The sequence below is a fragment of the Paenibacillus sp. FSL H8-0048 genome, from assembly GCF_038002825.1.
Taxonomy (GTDB): Bacteria; Bacillota; Bacilli; order Paenibacillales; family Paenibacillaceae; genus Paenibacillus_AQ.
Genome location: NZ_JBBODF010000001.1, coordinates 1,311,927 through 1,332,155 on the forward strand (window position 1 = coordinate 1,311,927; position 20,229 = coordinate 1,332,155).

At 53.4% G+C, this 20,229-nt stretch carries 20 protein-coding genes; 9 read left to right on the top strand and 11 right to left on the bottom strand.

Annotation, left to right across the window (positions count from 1 at the left end):
• Window positions 1-2 precede the first annotated feature (2 nt).
• The 5 genes from NSU18_RS05765 to rpiA form a co-directional block, all read right to left on the bottom strand.
• The gene (locus NSU18_RS05765; protein WP_341148490.1) at window positions 3-3,161 is read right to left on the bottom strand and encodes an MMPL family transporter; all 3,159 of its coding nucleotides are present in this window, start codon (window positions 3,159-3,161) and stop codon (window positions 3-5) included.
• Window positions 3,158-3,610, bottom strand: coding sequence for a MarR family winged helix-turn-helix transcriptional regulator (locus NSU18_RS05770; protein WP_341148491.1), 453 nt, complete (start codon window positions 3,608-3,610; stop codon window positions 3,158-3,160). The genes NSU18_RS05765 and NSU18_RS05770 overlap by 4 nt, the downstream gene beginning before the upstream one ends.
• 228 nt (window positions 3,611-3,838) lie before the next feature.
• The gene (locus NSU18_RS05775) at window positions 3,839-4,279 is read right to left on the bottom strand and encodes a GNAT family N-acetyltransferase (protein ID WP_341148492.1); all 441 of its coding nucleotides are present in this window, start codon (window positions 4,277-4,279) and stop codon (window positions 3,839-3,841) included.
• A gap of 41 nt (window positions 4,280-4,320) precedes the next feature.
• Complete coding sequence (locus NSU18_RS05780) at window positions 4,321-4,809, bottom strand: VanZ family protein (RefSeq protein ID WP_341150987.1); 489 nt, start codon at window positions 4,807-4,809, stop codon at window positions 4,321-4,323.
• On the bottom strand, window positions 4,793-5,473 hold the full coding sequence (gene rpiA / locus NSU18_RS05785; protein WP_341150988.1) for a ribose-5-phosphate isomerase RpiA: 681 nt from the start codon (window positions 5,471-5,473) through the stop codon (window positions 4,793-4,795). The genes NSU18_RS05780 and rpiA overlap by 17 nt, the downstream gene beginning before the upstream one ends.
• A 124-nt stretch (window positions 5,474-5,597) precedes the next feature.
• Here rpiA and NSU18_RS05790 point away from each other — a divergent pair, with 124 nt between their 5' ends.
• A complete protein-coding gene (locus NSU18_RS05790) occupies window positions 5,598-5,795 on the top strand; it encodes a hypothetical protein (RefSeq protein WP_341148493.1) in 198 nt (65 codons plus the stop codon).
• Window positions 5,796-5,837: 42 nt separating this feature from the next.
• On the opposite strand, the gene NSU18_RS05795 is transcribed toward NSU18_RS05790, so the two are convergent.
• Together NSU18_RS05795 and NSU18_RS05800 are read right to left on the bottom strand one after the other, a co-directional pair.
• Window positions 5,838-6,392 carry a macro domain-containing protein gene (locus NSU18_RS05795; RefSeq protein ID WP_341148494.1) on the bottom strand — a complete coding sequence of 185 codons (555 nt, stop codon included), beginning with the start codon at window positions 6,390-6,392 and terminating at the stop codon, window positions 5,838-5,840.
• Complete coding sequence (locus NSU18_RS05800) at window positions 6,376-6,843, bottom strand: hypothetical protein (protein WP_341148495.1); 468 nt, start codon at window positions 6,841-6,843, stop codon at window positions 6,376-6,378. The genes NSU18_RS05795 and NSU18_RS05800 overlap by 17 nt, the downstream gene beginning before the upstream one ends.
• 229 nt (window positions 6,844-7,072) lie before the next feature.
• On the opposite strand from NSU18_RS05800, the gene fsa reads away from it, so the two are divergent.
• From fsa to NSU18_RS05820, 4 genes are all read left to right on the top strand, one after another.
• Window positions 7,073-7,720 (top strand): fructose-6-phosphate aldolase, encoded by a 648-nt coding sequence (fsa, locus tag NSU18_RS05805; protein WP_036694437.1) that lies wholly within the window; start codon window positions 7,073-7,075, stop codon window positions 7,718-7,720.
• Between the two features lie 150 nt (window positions 7,721-7,870).
• Window positions 7,871-9,322, top strand: coding sequence for an IS1182 family transposase (locus tag NSU18_RS05810; protein WP_341148496.1), 1,452 nt, complete (start codon window positions 7,871-7,873; stop codon window positions 9,320-9,322).
• Window positions 9,323-9,709: 387 nt separating this feature from the next.
• Complete coding sequence (locus tag NSU18_RS05815) at window positions 9,710-10,153, top strand: MarR family winged helix-turn-helix transcriptional regulator (protein WP_341148497.1); 444 nt, start codon at window positions 9,710-9,712, stop codon at window positions 10,151-10,153.
• A gap of 12 nt (window positions 10,154-10,165) precedes the next feature.
• Entirely contained in the window at window positions 10,166-11,362 is a 1,197-nt protein-coding gene (locus tag NSU18_RS05820; protein ID WP_341148498.1) for an MFS transporter, read from the top strand.
• A gap of 347 nt (window positions 11,363-11,709) precedes the next feature.
• Here the strand turns inward: NSU18_RS05820 and helD are convergent, their stop codons facing one another.
• Together helD and NSU18_RS05830 are read right to left on the bottom strand one after the other, a co-directional pair.
• Window positions 11,710-14,067: an RNA polymerase recycling motor HelD gene (helD, locus tag NSU18_RS05825; RefSeq protein WP_341148499.1), complete on the bottom strand. Its 2,358-nt coding sequence runs from the start codon at window positions 14,065-14,067 to the stop codon at window positions 11,710-11,712.
• A gap of 87 nt (window positions 14,068-14,154) precedes the next feature.
• Complete coding sequence (locus NSU18_RS05830) at window positions 14,155-15,210, bottom strand: FUSC family protein (protein WP_341148500.1); 1,056 nt, start codon at window positions 15,208-15,210, stop codon at window positions 14,155-14,157.
• A 193-nt stretch (window positions 15,211-15,403) separates the two neighbouring features.
• Here NSU18_RS05830 and NSU18_RS05835 point away from each other — a divergent pair, with 193 nt between their 5' ends.
• The gene (locus NSU18_RS05835; RefSeq protein ID WP_341148501.1) at window positions 15,404-15,904 is read left to right on the top strand and encodes a hypothetical protein; all 501 of its coding nucleotides are present in this window, start codon (window positions 15,404-15,406) and stop codon (window positions 15,902-15,904) included.
• 100 nt (window positions 15,905-16,004) lie between these two features.
• Here NSU18_RS05835 and NSU18_RS05840 read toward each other — a convergent pair whose 3' ends face one another.
• Window positions 16,005-16,673 carry a phosphatase PAP2 family protein gene (locus NSU18_RS05840; protein ID WP_341148502.1) on the bottom strand — a complete coding sequence of 223 codons (669 nt, stop codon included), beginning with the start codon at window positions 16,671-16,673 and terminating at the stop codon, window positions 16,005-16,007.
• Window positions 16,674-16,784: 111 nt separating this feature from the next.
• On the opposite strand from NSU18_RS05840, the gene hfq reads away from it, so the two are divergent.
• Complete coding sequence (hfq, locus tag NSU18_RS05845; RefSeq protein ID WP_051478328.1) at window positions 16,785-17,006, top strand: RNA chaperone Hfq; 222 nt, start codon at window positions 16,785-16,787, stop codon at window positions 17,004-17,006.
• Between the two features lie 128 nt (window positions 17,007-17,134).
• Here the strand turns inward: hfq and NSU18_RS05850 are convergent, their stop codons facing one another.
• Window positions 17,135-18,241: a lactonase family protein gene (locus NSU18_RS05850; protein ID WP_341148503.1), complete on the bottom strand. Its 1,107-nt coding sequence runs from the start codon at window positions 18,239-18,241 to the stop codon at window positions 17,135-17,137.
• A gap of 182 nt (window positions 18,242-18,423) precedes the next feature.
• Here NSU18_RS05850 and NSU18_RS05855 point away from each other — a divergent pair, with 182 nt between their 5' ends.
• Entirely contained in the window at window positions 18,424-18,771 is a 348-nt protein-coding gene (locus NSU18_RS05855) for a LytTR family transcriptional regulator DNA-binding domain-containing protein (RefSeq protein ID WP_341148504.1), read from the top strand.
• A gap of 240 nt (window positions 18,772-19,011) precedes the next feature.
• Window positions 19,012-20,205, top strand: coding sequence for a foldase protein PrsA (locus tag NSU18_RS05860; protein ID WP_341148505.1), 1,194 nt, complete (start codon window positions 19,012-19,014; stop codon window positions 20,203-20,205).
• Window positions 20,206-20,229: the final 24 nt, after the last annotated feature.

The following is a 20,229-nucleotide window of genomic DNA, read 5'->3' on the forward strand; positions in this document are numbered from 1 at the left end:
CGTTACATATACAGCGATCTAGGCTGATCGTCTCCAGCCGCCGGACGGAACGGCCACCAGTTGGCCCGGCCGAACATCCGCACCATGACCGGCACGAAGAACGGCAGGAATACCAGCGCATACAACGCCAGACCGGACAATACAACCGTCGCAATCTGCATCATCGACAGAACCCCGGAAGGGTACATCGAAGCGAAGGTACCGCCCAGAATCACTACAGCCGAGAGAATCACTGTCCCCATATTGCGCATGGCGTGCAGGATGGCTTCACGCACATCCCAGGATTTGTTCTCGTTGAAGCGGTCCATCAGGAAGATACTGTAGTCCACCCCGAGGGCAATCAGCATAACGAAGCTGAAGAACGGCGTCGTCCAGGTGATGCCTGAATAGTTCAGCAGATGCACGAAGATCGCTTCCGTGATGCCCAGTGCTGTAAAGTAAGTGATTAACAATGAGGCAATGATGTACAGCGGCATAATCATCGAGCGGAACAGCACCACCAGGATGATGAAAATACCGCTTAGCATCAGAATTACTGTACGCGTGTAATCTTCATTGGAGATGGTCTGCAAATCATTGTAGGTGCTGGTCACGCCGCTCATGGCTGTTTCCGCATTCGCAAGCTTGGTTCCGGCCACAGCACGGTCCACCGCAGCCTGAATCTGTCCGACACTGTCAATAGCCTGCGCGCTGTACGGATTCCCGGCGAAGACCACATCCAGGGTCATGACCTTGCGGTCCCCGGACAGATAGGTATCGAACACCTGCTGCATGCCCTTGGCCTTGAGCGCCTCTGCCGGAACCAGGAACCCGCTCAGCTCATCATCCTTGGCATCCTGAATCTGCTTAAGGTAATCCTGCGCCGAGCTTAAGCCTCCGGTGATTTGTCCCAGACCGTCCGCACTTTGCGTCAGTCCGTCCGTCAGCTGTCCAAGCTGGCCCGTAAGCTCGCCGAATCCGTCGGCAAGCTGCTTCTGCCCGCCCTGAAGCTGTGTAAGCCCGGCGGTAATCGCCGGAAGCTTGCCGACAATCTGCCCCTGGCCGTCAGCCGCCTGCTTCAGCCCGGACTGCAGCTTGCCAATGCCGGCTACCAGCTGATCCAGCCCCTCCGCCAGCGCAGCCTGCCCTGCTGCCGCTTTGGAATACCCTGCATTGGCCTCCGTCAATCCGGCCGCCGCCCCGCTCAACTGAGCCGAGATCTGGCCCAGTCCTCCGGCCAGTCCCGCTGCTCCCGTACCGCTCTGCGTAACTGTGCCTTTGATCGTCTGGTAATTCACATCCTGAAGCAGCTCCGGATAGGCGGCTTCCAGGCCGGTGAATGAAGCACCCAGACCGTTAAGCGCATCTGCCACACCTTGAAGCTGCGTCTGCAGACCAGTAAGGCCTCCGTTCAGCGCGGTCAGGCCGCTGCCGATCTTCTTGTAGCCTTCGAGCAGCGCGGCATTGGCCTGTGCCAGCTGCTTCGCACTGGCTGCCGCCTGCGCAAGGCCCGCTTTGATCTCTCCCGCTCCGGCCCCGCCGCTGCGGATACCCTCCTCGATCCGCGTTAGGCCAGTGCCCAGCGCGTCAATGCCTTTTTTCAGCTCAGCCGTTCCTTCTGTAAGCTTCTCACTGCCCGAGGCCGCTTCAGCAAGCTTAGGCTCGTTGTCCTTCAGCTGCTTGCTTGCTTCGCTCAGCCCGCTCTGGATCTTGGTTAACCCTTCACTGCTCTGATCCAGACCGTCCGACAGCGTAGCCACCTGAGTAGGGATCAGGAAGTCATTAATCTGCTCCCCGGTAGGCCGGGACATGCTGCGTACGGCCTTAACACCATCCACCTTTTCCAGCTCGCGGCTGATCTTCTCGGCAAGTCCCATATATTCAGCAGTGTCCATCCGGTCATCATTCTTGATGACAATCTTGCCCGGCATGGATTCACCCGGACCAAAGCTCTCCGATATAATATTGAACCCCTTGACCGAGGCGTAGTTAGGCCCGATCTCATCCATGCTGTTGAAGCTCAGCTTCCCGCTGTAGGTAAGCAGGAACGGTGCCACAACCGCAGCAACGATCAGCAGCGCAGCCCAGGGTCTCTTCAGCGAGAATGAACCGGCCGCTCCCCAGATCCGGCTCTCACTGTGCTCCAGCTTGCCGCGTGAGGGCCAGAAGAGCTTAGGACCCAATACCGCCATGAAGAACGGCACGACCGTCACCAGTGCAAGCAGCATCACCGCTATGCCGACAGCCACCGCCACCGCCGAACGGTAGAGCATGAACTTGGACAAGCCGATGGCCACGAAGCCGACGAAGACGGCCAGCCCTGAATAGAACACCGTTCCACCAGCCTTCCGGTAAGTGGCAATGATCGCGCTTTTCGTATCCTCCGACTGGGCAAGCTCCTCCTTGAACCGGCTGATCAGCAGGATACAGTAATCAGTCCCGATCCCGAACATGACAGCGACCATGAAGATCTGGGTGAACGTCGACAGCGGAAAGTCAAAGCGGTCCACCAGGAACGCGACAATCGACTGGGACACGATATAACTCAGCCCCACCGTCAGCAGCGGCACGAACGGAGCCACGAACGAACGGAATACCACGAAGAGAATCAGCAGAATAAACACGACTGTGATGTATTCCGACTTTTTCAGACCGGCTTCCGAGCTGGCAATCGTATCCTCCGTAATCAGCCCTTCGCTGGTCATGTAATGCTCCGCAGTGACGTTACTTAGCAGTTCAGCGGATTTACCCGGCAGCTCCTTGACCGCCGCTTCCCCGCCTTGCACCGACAATGCCACCATAATCGTTTTGCCGTCCCCCGCAATCAGCGTATCCTTCAGCTCAGGTTGGGAGAAAGGATCTGTAATCGCACCAAGCTTCAGGGTATCCTTGTTCCCGGCCAGCTTCTCCACACCCTGCTTAATACTCTCGGTGTCTGCGGCCGTCAGCCCCTCAGGCTTATGGAACACCAGGGCTACCTGATGCACCGTCTCCCCGTCCTTAGCCGCAGCGACCTCCTTCATAATCTCCGCAGCCCGCGAAGAGGTGTAGCCGGCCGGAACAGCGATCTGGCCCTTCTCCCGAACCAGATCTGACATGCCGGGAGCCGTGAGGAATAAGACTACAGCCACAGCCACCCACACTGCGATAACTGCCCATCTTGCCTTCAAAATCGTTCTCAATTGCTTCTCCCCCCTGTATCCTGCATCAGAAATGCCAGCTTCTCAAACATCACAACAAAATGCTCAATATCCTTATCATCGAAATGGAACAGATACGGGGAGATCAGCTCATTCATCTGCTTCTGAGAGGTCTCATACACATCCTTCCCCCGCTCCGTCATCGTCAGGTACACCTGCCTGCGGTCATTCTCATCCCGGGTCCGCTGAATCATGCCCGCTTCATCCAGCCGGTTGATGATGGCCGTAATCGAGCTTTTGCCGACCGCAACAGCCTCAGCCAGATAGGTGGAGGTGCACTTCTCCTGCCCGCCAATCAGCCTGAGAATGCGGAATTGATCCGAGGTCAGGCCTTCTCCAAAAATATCCCGGAGCCGCGAGTTGATCTGCCTGGTAACGACCATATAAGCCTCTACGTAGCGGTTAATCCATTGCTCTGCATCTTTTCTCAAAGCCGGTTCCTCCTTCTGTCCTTATAGTTCACGTGTAGAACAGTTTTACAGTAAAACTATATTGTCCTTTTCATTAAAAGTCAACTGGTTTTCATGAATTTTACATTGTCCTTCATCAGGGTGATTAAGCAGCTTCAAGGACGCAAAAAAAACACCCCGCACGCAAAGTGCAGAGTGGCTAATACTGTGAATTCACCTGATGCATATCCTGATACCGCTTCGGTCCGCTTACTCCTCGTCCTCCGTCTCTTCTACCTCATAGACACAGCGGAACATTTCGATTCCGGCAGCGTTCTCGCCCAGGCTGTACACCATGAAGCCCAGACTGCGGTAAAAGTCAGCGGCAATCTCGTCCTCTGTCTCCGCTACCAGGTAACGCGGCTGACGGGAGGTGACCAGCTCAAGAATCATGCCGCGAGCATACCCTTTGCCCCGGTTCTCCGGGAGCACTGCAATATGGCGGATGTCGAGTGAGCCGTCTTCGGTCTCTTCATATCCAGCTAGTCCGACCAGCAGCCCGTCCTCCTCCCAGCCGCACAGCTGCAGGGCTGCAAGCTTACTATATTCCTCCGAGGTGCGTATCAGCGCATCCGGGTCATCTATTACCGCATAAGCCAGCAGCTCGTTCACCTGCGGTGTGCTGACAAGCGGCTTCAAATCAATCAACATATGTCTCATCCTCCTAAAAGTATACCTGACCCCACGTCCCGCTATCCCCGCACCAGCCGCAGCAGCGCATAACCCGTCCACACCCCAAGCAGGTTAAGCAGCAGATCATCGATATCCAGGCTTCCGACATGCAGCAGCATCTGAAGCAGCTCCAGTACAATAATGCCCAGTGCAGACAGCAGCGTCAGCCGGATAAAAGAGCGGTAACCGGTGACCACCAGCGGAAGCAGAATGCCAAAAGGCGCGAATACTGCCACATTCCCCAGGAGATTTACCAGCCTGCTGGCATAGGATAGTCCATTGGTCATATCAAAGTATAAACGCACTGTCCGCAGCGGTTCAAGATTGTAACGGAGCGGTCCGTCCAGCTGAACCGTCCGTCCGAAACCGAGGAACATCCAGTACAGCAGCATTCCGCTATATGCGATCAGCAGCAGCCAAGCCAGGAAGCGCCGTCCGGGCGGCAGTGCCTGTTTGGCTGAAGTCTTCCCTTTCCGGCGGCTTGCATGCGGCTTAGCGATCCTGACCACCTTCAACTATCTCAATCGTGCCGTCGCTCTTGCCGATAATCGCCAGATCAGCGATCCCGATGAAGAGTCCGTGTTCGACGACTCCCGGAATACGCTGGAGGGCAAGCGCCAGCTCTGCCGCCGATTGAATGGCTTCAAACCGGCAGTCGGCAATATAATTGCCGTTATCCGTCTTGTACAGGTCTTCTCCGCTGCGCCGCAGCTCCGTCTTGCAGCCCAGCTTAGCGAGCGCGGCAACCGTCCACTCCCAGGCAAACGGCACAATCTCGACCGGCAACGGGAATTTCCCGAGCGTGGTCACGGCCTTGCTCTCATCGGCCACAACGATCATGCGGGCGCTGCCCATGGCGACAATCTTTTCCCGCAAAAGCGCACCGCCCCCGCCCTTAATCAGCTGCAGCGCCCCGTCCAGCTCATCCGCTCCGTCAATCGTCAAGTCGAGGCTATCCACATCACCGAAAGCTACCAGAGGAATGCCCAGCTCGCGGGCCTGATCCTCAGATGCCTGCGAGGTAGCTACGGCCGTAATCTGCAGGCCTTCGCTCACCCTCTCCCCCAGCTTGCGTATGGCCCAGTAGGCAGTAGAACCTGTACCCAATCCCACCTTCATGCCGTCCTGCACATATTCGACTGCCTTCTCCGCTGCCAGCTGCTTCACATTGATACTCATTTTATTCCCTCCATGTTATCCGTTATAATGAACGAAGTGGAATCGGCTGTGCCTGTCCACAAGGAATTCCTATCCTTACCATCAACCTGACACTAATAATCCATCAGGAGGCATCTGCATGAGAACCGAGAACCAGATCCAATCCAAAATCAACGAAATGACGCTCCAGCGCAGATCCCTGGAATCACGGCTGGCTCCCCTGCCTCCCGATGACCCGCAGCGGGCCGCACTTGACGCCCAGCTGACCAGGCTGGAAGATCTGATACTAATGCTGGAATGGGTACTGAACGCTCCCGCGGGCAAATATCATGCCTGACTGCCGGGCCTTCATCTCTTCTCCAGGCTCTCCAGCCGCCGTTCAGCTATAGTTCCCAAGCATGGCCTCGTACAGCCCGGCATTCTCGTGCTCGAAGCAGACGAAATCAATCTGCCGCAGCGGGAGCTCTGCCGGGCTCTTCGCACGGACATATCCGGCTACAGCTTCCAGAGCCGTCTTGCAGGCCAGCTCCTTCGGGAAGTTGTAATTGCCCGTGCTGATATTCGGAAAAGCCAGGCTCTTCACCCCATGAGCGCAAGCCAGATCAAGGCTGCTCTTATAACATCTCGCCAACACAGTTGCTTCACCGGCCGTACCGCCCTTCCAGATCGGACCCACCGTATGTATCACTCCGCGAAAAGAAAGCCGCCCCGCACCGGTGAACGCAGCTTCGCCGGGAAGAATGCCGCCCTGCTTCTGGCGGATTACCGCGCATTCCTCCGCAATTCCCGGGCCTCCAGCCCGATGTATAGCCCCGTCCACTCCTCCGCCTCCATACAGACCGGAATTCGAAGCGTTGACGATCATCTCGCCCTGCCAGGAGGTGATATCGCCTTCATAAACCGACAGGACGACATCATTAACGTTGATCTGCATAGCTGCTCTCCTCCTTAGCCGCAGTCTCCAGCGCCTGAATCAGTTCCTTCTCGCCCCTGCGGGCAGCCTTCCCTGAAAAAGAAACATACGTAAGCCTGCCCCCCTGCACTGCGGCTTGGCGGAGAATGCCCAGCATATAATTCTGCGCATCAGATAACACGAGCTCGCCCGTACCGGCGGCAACTCTGCATAGGGCACGGGTGGTTCCCGCTTCTGACTCCGGCAGGTCTTCTTCCCCGGGCTCAACCACCGTGAATTGAAACAGCGGCACCGCCTCCGGCAGCTCCTCACCCGCAGAGAATCTCTGATTATATACCGAGTACATCAGATTGCCGGTATGCGCTCTGGAAGCATCCGACTCTTGCTCCGCAAGGATTCTGCTGTTCTGGTAAGCAATAATTCCGGCTGTGACCAGCAGAAACAGCACCACTCCCGCAATTAAAGTATACATTCCTGTCACCAGCCCATCGCCTGTAATGAACAATACCGCTTCTATAGTATCATGGACAGAAGTAGCCGTGAATGGTCCTACCCGTGTAAAAACATTTTTTTGCGCGAATTCCATAAAGTTATTTTGAAAGATTCAAATTAACAGTTGAAACTTTACGCAGCATGTCTCATAATGAAGTGGAGCCTGCTGTTTTGTCAATCCATACGAAATCAAGGGAGGATACCCGGAAATGAAATTTTTCTTGGATACCGGAAATATTGAGGAAATCAAACGTATTACCCGCCTCGGATTAGTGGATGGCGTAACGACGAACCCGTCGCTGATCGCCAAGGAAGGCAGATTGTTTAAGGACGTAATCAAAGAGATCGTAGCTATTGTCCCTGGTCCTGTAAGCGCTGAGGTTATCGGTCTTACAGCTGAAGAGATGCTTAAGGAAGCTTACGAGATCGCTGAATGGGCTCCGAACGTGGTCATCAAGCTGCCTATGACCGAAGATGGTCTGGAAGCTTGTTATGAACTGACCAAAAAAGGCATCAAAACCAACGTAACGCTAGTATTCTCCGCTGCTCAAGGCCTCATGGCCGCCAAGGCAGGAGCAACTTATATCAGTCCGTTCGTCGGACGTCTGGATGATATCGGTGTAGACGGCATGAAGCTGATCAAGGATCTGAAGACGATTCTGACCAACTATGACCTGAAATCCGAGATCATCGCCGCCAGTATCCGCAATATTGCCCATGTAGAGCAAGCTGCCATCGCCGGCGCACACATCGCTACCATCCCGGGCTCACTCCTGCCATCACTCTGGAAGCACCCGCTGACCGACAATGGGATTGAACGCTTCCTGAAGGACTGGGAGAAGGTTCCACAGGTTTAAAAACAAAGCTAATCTTTCAAGCCCCCTTCCGCATTCTGCGAGGCCACTGAAAAAGTCCAACATATAAAAAGGTATAGTCCTTCAATAAAATTGAAGAGGCTGTACCTTTTTTTAGTATAATGGAATTATCATGAAAGCGGGTGAGTGCGGATGATTCGGCAACAGCAAACTTTGGTTCTGAGTCCTTATGCGGCACTGTATGACATCGTCGTGCCGAAGGACAATGTGCTCCGTCAAATTAACGAACGGGTGGACTTCACTTTCATATACGAAGAACTGGAAGAAAAATACTGTTTGGACAATGGACGCAACGCTATTGATCCTATTCGCATGTTTAAATACTTGCTTCTGAAAGCGATCTTTGAATTGTCTGACGTCGATATTGTCGAGCGTTCGAAGTATGACCTCTCGTTCAAATTTTTCCTTGGCATGGCACCAGAAGATTCGGTAATCGACCCAAGCTCCCTGACGAAATTCCGCAAACTGCGGCTGAAGGACATGGATCTGTTAGACATGCTTATTGGTAAGACGGTAGAACTGGCCATCCAGTTGAATATTATTCAGAGCCATTCCATTATTGTTGACGCTACGCATACGAAAGCCCGTTACAATCAGAAATCTCCGAGAGAGATTTTGCAAGATCGTTCCCGGAAGTTACGAAAAGCGATTTATTCTATAGACGAATCCCTGAAAGAGAAACTTCCCGTCAAGAACGTAGTCGATACGCTCGAAGAAGAGATCGAATATTGTGAGAAGCTTGCCAAGGCCGTCGAGACGCAACTTGAAATTGCCCAATTGCCAAAAATTACGGAACCGCTAAATCTGCTCAAAGAAACTACAAGCGATAATGTGGAACAGCTACGCATTTCAGAAGATCAAGATGCGCGTGTCGGTCACAAGAGCGCGGACACGTCGTTCTTTGGCTACAAAACGCACCTCGCTATGACCGAGGAACGAATCATTACAGCTGCCATAATCACGACTGGAGAGAAGAATGACGGCAAGCAACTACAGACGCTCATAGAGAAAAGCAAAATGGCGGGCATGGACGTGAAGACGGTGATTGGCGATAGGGCATACTCAGAAAAAGACAATATCGCTTACAGCAAACATAACAATATTGAATTAATTGCAAAATTGAATCCGCAAATCACACAAGGCGGACGTAAGAAAGAAGATGAATTCGAGTTTAACAAAGATGCAGGAATGTACGTATGTAAGGCGGGCCATATGGCGATTCGGAAAGCCAAACAAGGAAGGAAGAAAGAAGGCGGAAAAAATCAAAGGGAAGTATACTACTTTGATGTAGAAAAGTGCAAGAGTTGCCCTTTTAAGGAAGGGTGTTACAACGGTGGAGCCAGCAAGACGTACGCTGTAACCATGCTGTCGGACGAGCACTCCGAACAAGCTGAATTTCAGGAAAAGGAGTACTTTAAAACCAAGGCGAAAGAACGATACAAAATTGAAGCGAAGAACAGTGAACTGAAACATCGACACGGGTACGATGTAGCGTCGTCCTCAGGTCTTTTAGGGATGCAACTGCAAGGTGCTATGGCGATATTCGCCGTTAATCTGAAGCGAATATTGAAACTGACAGAGTAAATGACAAGATTAAAATAAGAGGAAATACATGAAAAGACGGCTATTCTCCCATAGCATTGGGAGGATAGCCGTCTTTTCATTACCGCTTTTTCGTACTTTTTAAAAAAATCGTAAGTTATTCAGTGGCCTCGCATTCTGCGGAGCGGGGCTTTTTGTGTGGCAAAGGAGCTTGAACTCCCCCGATCAATGATTAGGTGGATTTTCTCCACTAGTTTAAGAAGGAAATCCATAAAAACAAATGACCTTTTTCCACCTAATGCTGCATTAGGTAACACGGGCAGCATTCAAGCGCTGAATTTGGCAGAGCGTGCTCCATTCCTCCTTGACCCATTTAATTGTTATGCTTATAATTGTTATAACAATTAAATGCAAAGGAGCAGTTCATCTATGACTCTTTCCTCTCCCCAGCAATTCCTTGGCTTCCTGCTGGGCTCGACCCACCGGCGAATCTCAGTGAGCTTCGCCCGGGCGCTGAAGCCGTATGACATCACACCCGAGCAATGGTCCACCCTGCTGATGATCTGTGACCGCAGCGGAGTCAACCAGAAGGAGGTTGCTGTTGCCTCCGCCAAAGACCAGCCAACCACCGCCCGGATCGTGGAGCTCCTGCTTAAGAAAGGCTTCATTACCAAAACGGCCAACCCGGAGGACCGCAGGGCGTTCCAGCTCTATGCCACCGGAGAGGGACGGGCGTTAATTGAGAACACTATAGCCCTGGAGCAGCAGACTATAGATTTGGCTGTAGCCGGGCTTGAGCCGCAGCAGCTTGAAGATCTCCGCAGTATGCTGGAGCAGATCTATCACAACACCGGAAATATACATCAGGAATAGGAGTCAACCCAATTGAATCAATCCTCTGAACGTCTATGGACCACATCCTTCATTACACTGACCCTTTGCAACCTTCTGCTGTTCATAGGACTGCAGATGACCTTATCTACCCTTCCTGCTTATGCGGAAAGTGCTTTGCAAGCTTCACCCGTGCAGGTTAGCCTTGTCACCAGTCTGTTCGCCCTCAGTGCGATTGCCTCCCGCCTCTTCTCCGCCAGAGCCTTGGAGAAGGGCGGGCGCAACCTGCTGATCTTCCTCGGCCTTGCCGTTTCCTTGTCTGCGGTAGCGGGCTATTATTTCGCAGGCAGTATCCTCACCCTGCTGCTGTTCCGCATCCTGTTCGGCATAGGCTTCGGTATGGCCAGCACAGCGTTCCCGACCATGGCCTCCGATGTCATCCCTATCCGCCGGATGGGCGAGGGCATGGGCTACTTCGGATTATCCACCAGCCTCGCCATGTCGGCTGGCCCGCTGATCGGACTCAGCCTGCTGCAAGGACCAGGCTTCGGGTCCCTGCTCCTGGGGACGGCTGTCGCGCTTGCTCTGATCCTGCCGATGGGCTTCCGCCTGGCGAAGTCACTGCCTGGCGGTCATTTGGAGCCGTCCGCAGTTCCGGCTGCAGCTGCCGGAAGCAATCCTTACCGCAGGCTGCTGCTTCCCTGCCTGCTTAACTTTCTCTTATCCATCTCTTACGGCGGCCTGCTCGGCTTCCTGGCGCTCTACGGGCAAGAGACGCACCTCCAGCATATCGCTTACTTTTTCCTGTTCAATGCCGTAGCTATTGTCGTGATCCGGCCGCTCTCCGGCAGAATCTACGACCGCTACGGTGCGGCTGCCCTGCTCATCCCCGGAAGCCTGTTCATCATCGCCGGTCTGCTGCTGCTCTCCTTCGCTTCTACAACGGCGGGCTTATTCCCGGCCGCTCTATGCTACGGCTTCGGCTTCGGCTCCATGCAGCCTGCGCTCCAGACCTGGATGATCCAGTCTGTCGAGCCGCGTCAGCGCGGGTTAGCCAACGGGATGTTCCTGAACTCCCTGGATCTCGGTGTCGCCATCGGCTCCATGCTGCTTGGTGCTGTCGCCATGTTCACCAGCTATGCCGTAATGTACCGGTACTCCATATTGGCACCTCTCCTGCTGCTCGCTGTCTATCTCTTGGTACTCGTGACCCGGCAGAATAGTAAACGTAAAGCTGCCTTAGAGGGATAGCATTACGCTTACGTGAAATAGACAAAATCACCCTGTGGGCAAATAAGATTACCTTCTCACGAGCTCAACGTATGCTGTTTTTGACATACATCCAGGCCGTGTACCTGCTGGCGAACACAATGTATGCTGTTTTTGATATACATTTGGTCCATATGCCTACCTACGAGTACAACGTATGCTGTTTTTGCCATACATTTGGTCCATATGCCTACCTGCGAGTACAACGTATGCTGTTTTTGACATACATTTGGTCACACACACCTTTTCCACAGCAGCAAGAAACTATGGTTCCCTAATAAAAAGACAAAACCGCCTCGCGTCAAACGCGCAGGCGGTTTTATAGTTACTCACTTCTCCTGGGTACCAGCCGTAACCGTTTCACGCACAGCAGCAGGCATGAACGGGCTTGGCTGTCCCAGACTGTAGATGTGAAGCAGATGCATCGCCCGGGTACAGGCGGTATAGAACAGCTTACGTTCATGTTCACGCCCGTATTTCTCAGCGGAACCGTCATAGATGATTACGGCATCGAACTCGACACCCTTGGCGAGGTAGGCTGGAAGCACCAGCGTCCCTTTTTGAAAATTAGGCGTTTCCTTCGTGACCAGCCGTACCGGCAGCCGCTTCTCCAGTTCACCGTGCACCTGTGCACTCTCTTCTGCGGTCTTGCAGATTACGGCCACATAATGATAACCCTCCGCATGAAGCTTAAGCACATCCTGCTCCACGAAGGAGAGCAGATCGTCCTCACTGTCCACCACCGTCAGAAGCGGCTCCTCCCCCCGGCGGTTAAAGGGTACAATCTTCTCGCCGCCGGGAATCATCGCCCGCGTGAATTCAACAATCTCATACGTTGACCGGTAGCTGCGGGTCAAAGAGATCACCTCAGTGTTCTCTTCACCGTAGATACTCACCAGCCCGGCCAGATCTCCCAGTACCTCGCCTTGGGCATAGATCGCCTGGTTCAGGTCGCCCAGCACGGTCATTTTGGCCCGGGGAAACAGACGGCGCATGAATTCCAGCTGGAACGGCGAGTAGTCCTGTACCTCATCGACAATAACATGACGGATCAGCGTGTTCGTCCGGAAGCCCTGGCTAAGCTCCTTCAAGTACAGGAACGGTGTCGCATCTTCATAGGCCAGCTCATTCCCCCTGATCGCAGTAAGCGTCTGCGCACAGATCTCATCCCACGCTTCAGGCAGCGGCTGGCGGGTATCCAGGCTCTCTATCAGCTCACGATCCTCGAATAAGCGGCTGTACAGCGCCTTCACATCCACGAAGCGTCCGCGCTTGGTCCAGCCGCGCAGCGGCTTGAGACGCTGGCTGACTACGTAGCGGGCAAGTAAGATTCGCTCCGCATCATAATCATCGAAGCTGTCATTATGTCCTCCGCCCTTGCGGCGCATCTGGTTATAGGCCCGCTGATAATCGCTGTTGTCCATCAGCTCAATCTGCTCGTCTACCCATGCCGCACTCCGCTCTTCTGCGCCGAAGGCCGCAATTTTTTTGAGCAGCCAGCCCGTCATCAGTTCAATCCGGTTCGCCAGCTTGATGCCCGGGTCATAGCTGTAGAACTGGCGCTCCATCTCTTCCTTAGAGGCAACGGCCTTCCCCTGGAACATCAATGGCTTGAACAGCATGCCTTCATGCTCCAGCAGATTCACATATTGCCGGATGGCGCTAAGGAAGGCTACTGATGATTTATAAGCAATGCCCTCACGGCGAATGTAGGCTTCCTCCCCGTCCGGGGCATTCAGCAGACTCTCCGTCTGGCTGAACACATCCTCCAGCTGAAATTCATGGCCCAGCCGGTGTTCCAGATACATCTGGAAGGTGGTCTGCTGCATGTTCTCTTCCCCCAGCTCAGGCAGCACCGTGGATACATAGCTGTTGAACAAGGGGTTCGGCGAGAAGAGCAGCATCTGATCTGCCTGAAGCACCTCGCGGTATTTGTAGAGCAGATAGGCTACCCGCTGGAGCGCCGCTGATGTCTTGCCGCTCCCCGCGGCTCCCTGCACAACCAGCATCCGGCTCCGGTCATTGCGGATGACCGCATTCTGCTCCTTTTGGATGGTGGCTACGATCGATTTCATCCGGTCATCGGCGCTGTGACTAAGCACCTGCTGAAGCAGCTCATCGCCGATGGTGACGCCCGTGTCGAACATGACTTCAATCTCACCGTTATCAATCACAAATTGCCGCTTCAGCTCCATGGTGCCTGTAATCTGTCCGCCTGGCGTCTCATAGGAAGCAGGTCCCGGCGCCCCGTCATAATACAGGCTGGAGATGGGCGCGCGCCAATCGTAGATCAGGAAGGTTCCGTTATCCTCCATCAGCGAACCGATGCCCAGATAGATAGTATCAGCCGCAGCATCCCCTGCCTCCGAGAAATCAATCCGGCCAAAATAGGGCGATACCACCAGCTTTTTATATTTTTTGAGCGCCTTGCTGGATTGCAGATGATGGCGTTCGCGTTCGTTCAGAATCTGTGCCTGCTGCCGCAGACTGGTTGAAGTCTCCCCCAGGTCGTCGGGGCTGCTGAAGTTCACTGTGACCTCTTCCCAGAAGTCTTTACGCATATCCACGACATCCGTGCGGTGGAGACCCAGCTCCTCTGACAGCAGCCGGATATGGGCAGACAGCAGCCCCGTGATGCCGTTTACCCGCTCCTGCTCCTTTTGCCACTCGTGATCATGTTTATCCAATTCATTTCATCCCCTTCGGAAGGTTGACTAACAATGTTACCAACTCTGTAGCCGTTTTACAAGTTTTTGCTATATATATCTCGCGCTCTAAATTTTCTCACTCAGCACTGCACTTTCCTTATCATCAGCGTTCATCCGGTGGATCTGGTCAGCCACCTTATCGAGACGCTCCAGCTGATAGCCGTAGTCATAGATGGCCGCAGCCACCACCGACAGCCGGAGCTGCCCGGATTTCTGCGGATCATACCCGTTGATGGCGGATTTCAGGAAGCGGTCATTGTCCTCCGCCAGCGGCTCCGAATCATTGGCTCCCGGCTTCAGCTTATCCTCGAATTTCAGCAGAATGTACTCATGGTACTTAATCAGCTGCTCCAGATGACGGTCGAACAGCTCATCCGTTTGCTCCGTCCGGTCGGCCTGGAAATAGTGCCGGTCAATCGCCTCAAGCACCTGATAGCCCTTTTGCAGGGAATTCAGCAGGTTTTTGTATACCACCATCTGTCTCGTCTGACTGTATTTAGCCCTGCGGAGCTGCTTCTGCTCCTCTTCGAACAACGCGTACTTGTCAGCCAGCGCCTTAATTGCGCCCTCCAGGCCGTTCTTCTCATCCCGGAACACACTTTCCTTCATCTCATGCGACACCGCCGTGCGCAGCAGCAGCGATAAGCTGGTGAACACATTCTCGATCTGCTGGATGTACTGCTTGCGCGGCTGGGGCGGAAATACAGTGATATTGATAATAAAAGCCGACAGAATCCCGGTCAGGGTCAGCAGGAACCGGGTTAAGGCGAACTGCCACTGGCCGGAAGCCTCCATGACAGAGATGACTGTGACCAGCGTCAGGCCGATGGTGTCGGCGCGGTTCATTTTCATGCTGATCATAATCACCAGGATACATACCAGTCCAACCGCAATCGGCTCATTGGAGAGCAGCATTCCGCCAAGCAGCGCTATCACGGCCCCCATCGTGCTGGTCTGGATCTGATCGAGGAAATACCGCCATGATCTGTATATGGAGGGCTGCATGGCAAAGATTGCCGCAATAGCCGCACCGACAGGAGAGGCGAAGTTGAATAGAACGGACAAATAAAGGGCAAGCGTTACGGCCATTCCTGTTTTGAGTATGCGGGCACCGAAAGCCAAGTCCATCCCTCCCAAGAGCTTGAAGCTTATCATAATTACTGCGGATGTTCATCCTTTATGTATATCATTTTATTACCCATGAACTGCGCTGGCGAATTTTAGTATGTCTTAAGCCGGGCTTCAGGATTCTTTCAGCTTTCAGGGAATACTGTTATACCGGGTAGTAACTACAACCAACAGAAGAGGTGTATCCATGAAAAAAACGACCCGAACCCTGACAGCATGGGCAGCAGCCATGTTGCTTACCATGTCTCCAGCCGCCGCCTTCGGCGAGCAGCTTCCCAAAGGCACAGCCACCCCTCCTCCGGCCTCACCGCATACCGGCAGAGAGCATACCCCTCCCCGCAGCGGAGAGCGGAATCTCAGGGCCGGAGGCCATTTCATTATCAGCGAAACGGCTGAACTCCTGGGAATGAGCCGTGAGGAGCTGATTGCCAGCCTGAAATCGGGTAAAACCCTGAAAGGTCTGGCCCAGGAGAAGAAGGGCTGGAGCGAAGACCAGTATGTCCAGAAGCTGAGCGATGCCGCCAGCCTGAAGCTGGATGGATTCGTCAAGGAAGGGAAGCTGACGCAGGAAGACGCGGCGAAGCTGAAGCCGGGCCTGCCAACACTGATCAAGCGCAGCCTCAGCCGCGTAGCCCAGCTTCACCAGGGCAAGCCGTCACCGCCGCCTGCTGCAACGAAGGCTCCCTGAACTGCATGGCACCGCCCCGAGGAGGACAAGCCAGACAGTCCGTCCTCCTCACGGATGGATACCGTATGCAAGAGAACAGGCACGGAAATGCCCGGAGTAACTACTTCCGGGCATTCTTTGTGTGATGCGGATTCGCTTGGTAATTCCGGTAAGCCTCGAAGCAGGCCGCCGACAGCATCAGCCAGGCTCCGCTCGCGGCATAGCCGCCGATCACATCACTCGGATAATGCACCCCCAGATAAATCCGGCTCCAGCCGATTCCTCCGGTCATCAGCACAGTGAACAGAATCAGCAGGAACCGCTCGCTCCGGCTGTGCATATGCCGCCAGAGCAGGTAGGCAATGACCCCGTATAACGAAAAGGCAGCCATTGAATGTCCGCTGGGGAAGCTGTAGCCGGTCTGCTCAATCAGCCTGTGAATAGTGGGACGCTCCCGGTGGAACCACAGCTTGAGGAGCGTGTTCAGCAATTGGGAGCCGAGACCCACCCACAGGAACAGGGCAAGCTCCAGCCTGTGCTTCAGCGCGAAGAACAAAATGAGCATAGTCAGCAGAGAGATCCCGACCGCCAGCTTCGAGGAGCCGACCAGAGATAAGCCTTTGGCCAGCGACGTCAGCGGCGGGGATTCCATTGATTGCACGAACCGGATCACCGCATCGTCGAAGCCCCGGGCCCCGCCCAGCTTAACCAGTAATGCGATCAGGATAAAAGCCAGCAAAAACCATATAAACCGCCGGAATCCGCGGGACCAGTAATGATAATATAGCATAACTACCCCCTTGTCTATTTACCAGGCCCATGAACACATTTCCTGGGAAGGTCTGTCCCGTGTTATAATGGCCTGGAGTAATTATTTTAATTAAAGATGGAGTGCTGCCAAGTGGAAAGTCTAAAATTGCAGGAACGTTTGTTGAACCAGTGCATCTCAACAAAGATGCCTGTGACGATTTTTACAACTAACGGAGTCAAAATGCAGGGACTGGTAACCTCTTATGACGCTTATACAATCACCTTGCAGGGTCAGGGTGACGGGAGACAGAACGTACTCTTCAAATCGGCAGTCTCCACCGTGGTGCCGCTGAAGCCCGTCTCACTCAAGTAAGCTGTCGGCACGGCGCACATTTTAATCTAAGCTACTACAAATGAACCGTCCTGGAACTCAAAAGGAACACCGGAGCAGCATCCCGGTGTTCCTTTTGCCGTTGTCTCCCTAAGGTCAGCCAGCTTGTCCTACGCGGGGAAAACCGCCGGCATCACGCAAACCGGCTTCGACAGCTCAGCAGTATTGCCAGTGAAGCTCAGGCGGCCGCTGCCTTCGTCCAGGGAGAAGACAACCAGATTATTGCCGTCCCGGTTGGCAACAATCAGATAACCACCGTCCGGTGTAACCGTAAAGTGACGGGGATGACCGCCTCTGGTGGATACATGCTCTACCAGGGTCAGCCCGGCAGTCTGCGGATTCACAGCATACTGAACGATGCTGTCATGTCCGCGGTTCGAGCCGTACAGATATTGGCCATCCTTGGAGAAGGTGATCTCTGCACAGCTGTTCTGGCCCGCTGTATAGCCTTCAGGCAGTGTGGATACAGTAGCAGCCGTCTTCAGAGTTCCTGCCTCTGCATCGTACAGGAAGGATGTCACCGTGCTGTCCAGCTCATTAATGACATAAGCGGACTTCCCGTCTGGATGGAACACGAAATGCCGCGGTCCGGCTCCGGCATGCAGCGGGGTATCTCCAACCGCTTCAAGTGTTCCCGATGCAGCGTCTATTCTGTAGCTGCGGATCAGATCCAGTCCCAGATCCGAGACGAACAGGTAGTGTCCATCAGGGCTGAAAATGGCCGAATGCGGGTGAGGACGGTCTTGACCCGGGGTTCCCCCATGTCCGGTATGCTGTGCGGTATCCGTCAATGCTACAGGCAGCCCGTTCTGGTCCAGCGTGAGCAGTCCGACCGATCCCCCGTGATAGCTGCACACGACCAGATGTTCATTCCCCGCGTCACGGTTAATGTTACAGGTCGTGCTCTGGCCCTTGCCCTCGGAAGGCATAGTCTGAATCCGCTGCAATTCGGTCAGCTTGCCTGTCTCAGGATCAATAGCGAAGGTGATAACCTCCCCTTCCTTACCGCCCGTACCATTCGGCTTCTCCCCAATGGCATACAGCTTCCGCCCGGAAGGGTCCACATTGACGAACGTAGGATTCGTCAGGCCTTCTGCGGTATCCAGCCGCTCCAGAGTACCCCCGGCTTCACCGTCAAAGGCAAACACCTGGATTCCGCTTTCTTCAGCGGTGGCATAGGAACCGGTAAATAACAGCAGCTTCGTCTTCTCGTTCATCTAGAATTCCTCCTCAAGTTAAACAGCCATCTATATAATTTACATTTTTTCGTGAGGGTTGACAAATGCAACGGAAAAAATGACAAAAAACATTTCAAAAATAAGACTTCTCAAACCATTCGGAGTATGCTATAATGAAAGCGCTAACATTATTGTTAATCAAGAATAAAGGGGGAACACGAATGAGCAGCCTGCTGGAAGCCAGAAATGTATATGAGGACTTCGAGGTGGAGACAGACATTCTGTTCTTTAAGGTCGGGGACCATGACCTGGTCATTTTTCACGGCAGAAACTACAATATTAAAAAGAGAATGACTGCCGAGCAACTGAACCGCTTATTGTCGAGCAACAGCTATTATCATGTGTACGGAGGCTGCTACGTGAACCTGAACAAGATCAGCTCCATTGAGGATGACTGCATCTACTTCGGTGAAATGGGCCTCTATGCCAAGTCTGTACGGGTTCCAAGACGTAAGCAGGAGAACATCCGCCATTTGCTTAAGGGACTGAGCTCACAAGCCGGAGCATAATCCTTAGACATCTTGCAGCTTGGTACTCTTTATTCGATTATTACAGTCTCTCTCATCAGGCCGGAGCGCATATGGGGACACCCGTGCTGCTCCGGTTTTTCCTGTATTTTACCTGTTTCTTAATGGAATCTTAAAAAGTAATTGTGCTTTTTTATACTTTCTTAAGGTTTGGAATTCTGTTTTCTGGTAAAGTTGTAGAAAGACAGGCACCACCTATATTGAAGGGAGTCATTAATTATAATGGACAAAAAAGATTTCAATGAAAATGAAAAGCTAGAAAACGGCATTACGCCGGAAGAGAACGATGCTTCTGTGATTACTCCGGAAGAAGGAATTGAGCCTGCCGGAACAGCCCCTGTGCCGCAGGAACCTGTACAAGCAGCTCCAAAGGTTGAAGAAAGCGTTCCCGTAATGAACAAAGTCGGCGGCGGCGGTACTCCTCCATCCTCACCTGCTCCATCCGGCGGCGGCAAAGGCTGGATGATTGCATCGCTCGTACTGGCAGCAGCGCTGATTGTAGTGCTGATTGTACAGCCTTTCAAGAAAGATGACAGCAAAATTGCAGTTGCTTCCGTGAATGGAACAGACATCACCAAAGCGCAGCTGTATGATAAATTGGTTGAAGCCGGCGGGAAATCCACTCTGCAAAACCTGATTACCACCACACTGGTAGGCCAGGAAGCCAAGAAGGCTAACATTAAGGTAACCGATGCCGACATTAATCAGGAAATCGAAGATCTTAAAACCCAGTTCGGCGGCGAGGAAGCGCTCAATAGCGCCTTGCAGCAGAGCTCGATGACGATTGAGGATCTGAAGAAGCAAATGCCGCTTCAGGTTGAGATCCGCAAGCTGGTAGAACCGAAGGTCACCGTTACTGATGATGAAATCTCCAAATATTTCGAAGAAAACAAAGCGAAATACAATCAGGAGGAAGAAGTTCGCGCTTCCCACATCCTGGTGAAGACTAAAGAAGAAGCGGATGCCATCCTTAAGCAGCTCAAGGACGGCGGAGACTTCGCCGCACTGGCTAAAGAAAAGTCCGCTGACACCGGCTCCAAGGACAAAGGCGGCGATCTTGACTTCTTCAAACGCGGCGACATGGTTGCTGAATTCTCCGATGCTGCCTTCAAGCTGAAGGTTGGCGAAACCAGCGGTGCAGTGAAATCTGATTACGGCTACCACATCATCAAGGTTACTGACCGCAAGGAAGCCAAGGAATATACACTCGCCGAGAAGAAAGACGAGATCAAAAAGACTCTAGTTGCACAAAAAGTGTCTGAGATGTCCTCCACCTGGCTCGCGGATCTGAACAAGAATGCCAAAATCACAAATACGTTGACTGATACACCGGATGCATCTGCTACTCCGGCAGCCAGTGAAGCACCTGGTACTGCAACTGAGGCTCCTGCTACGGAAGCACCTGCTACGAAATAACATATACTGGTGTACAAGCTATTT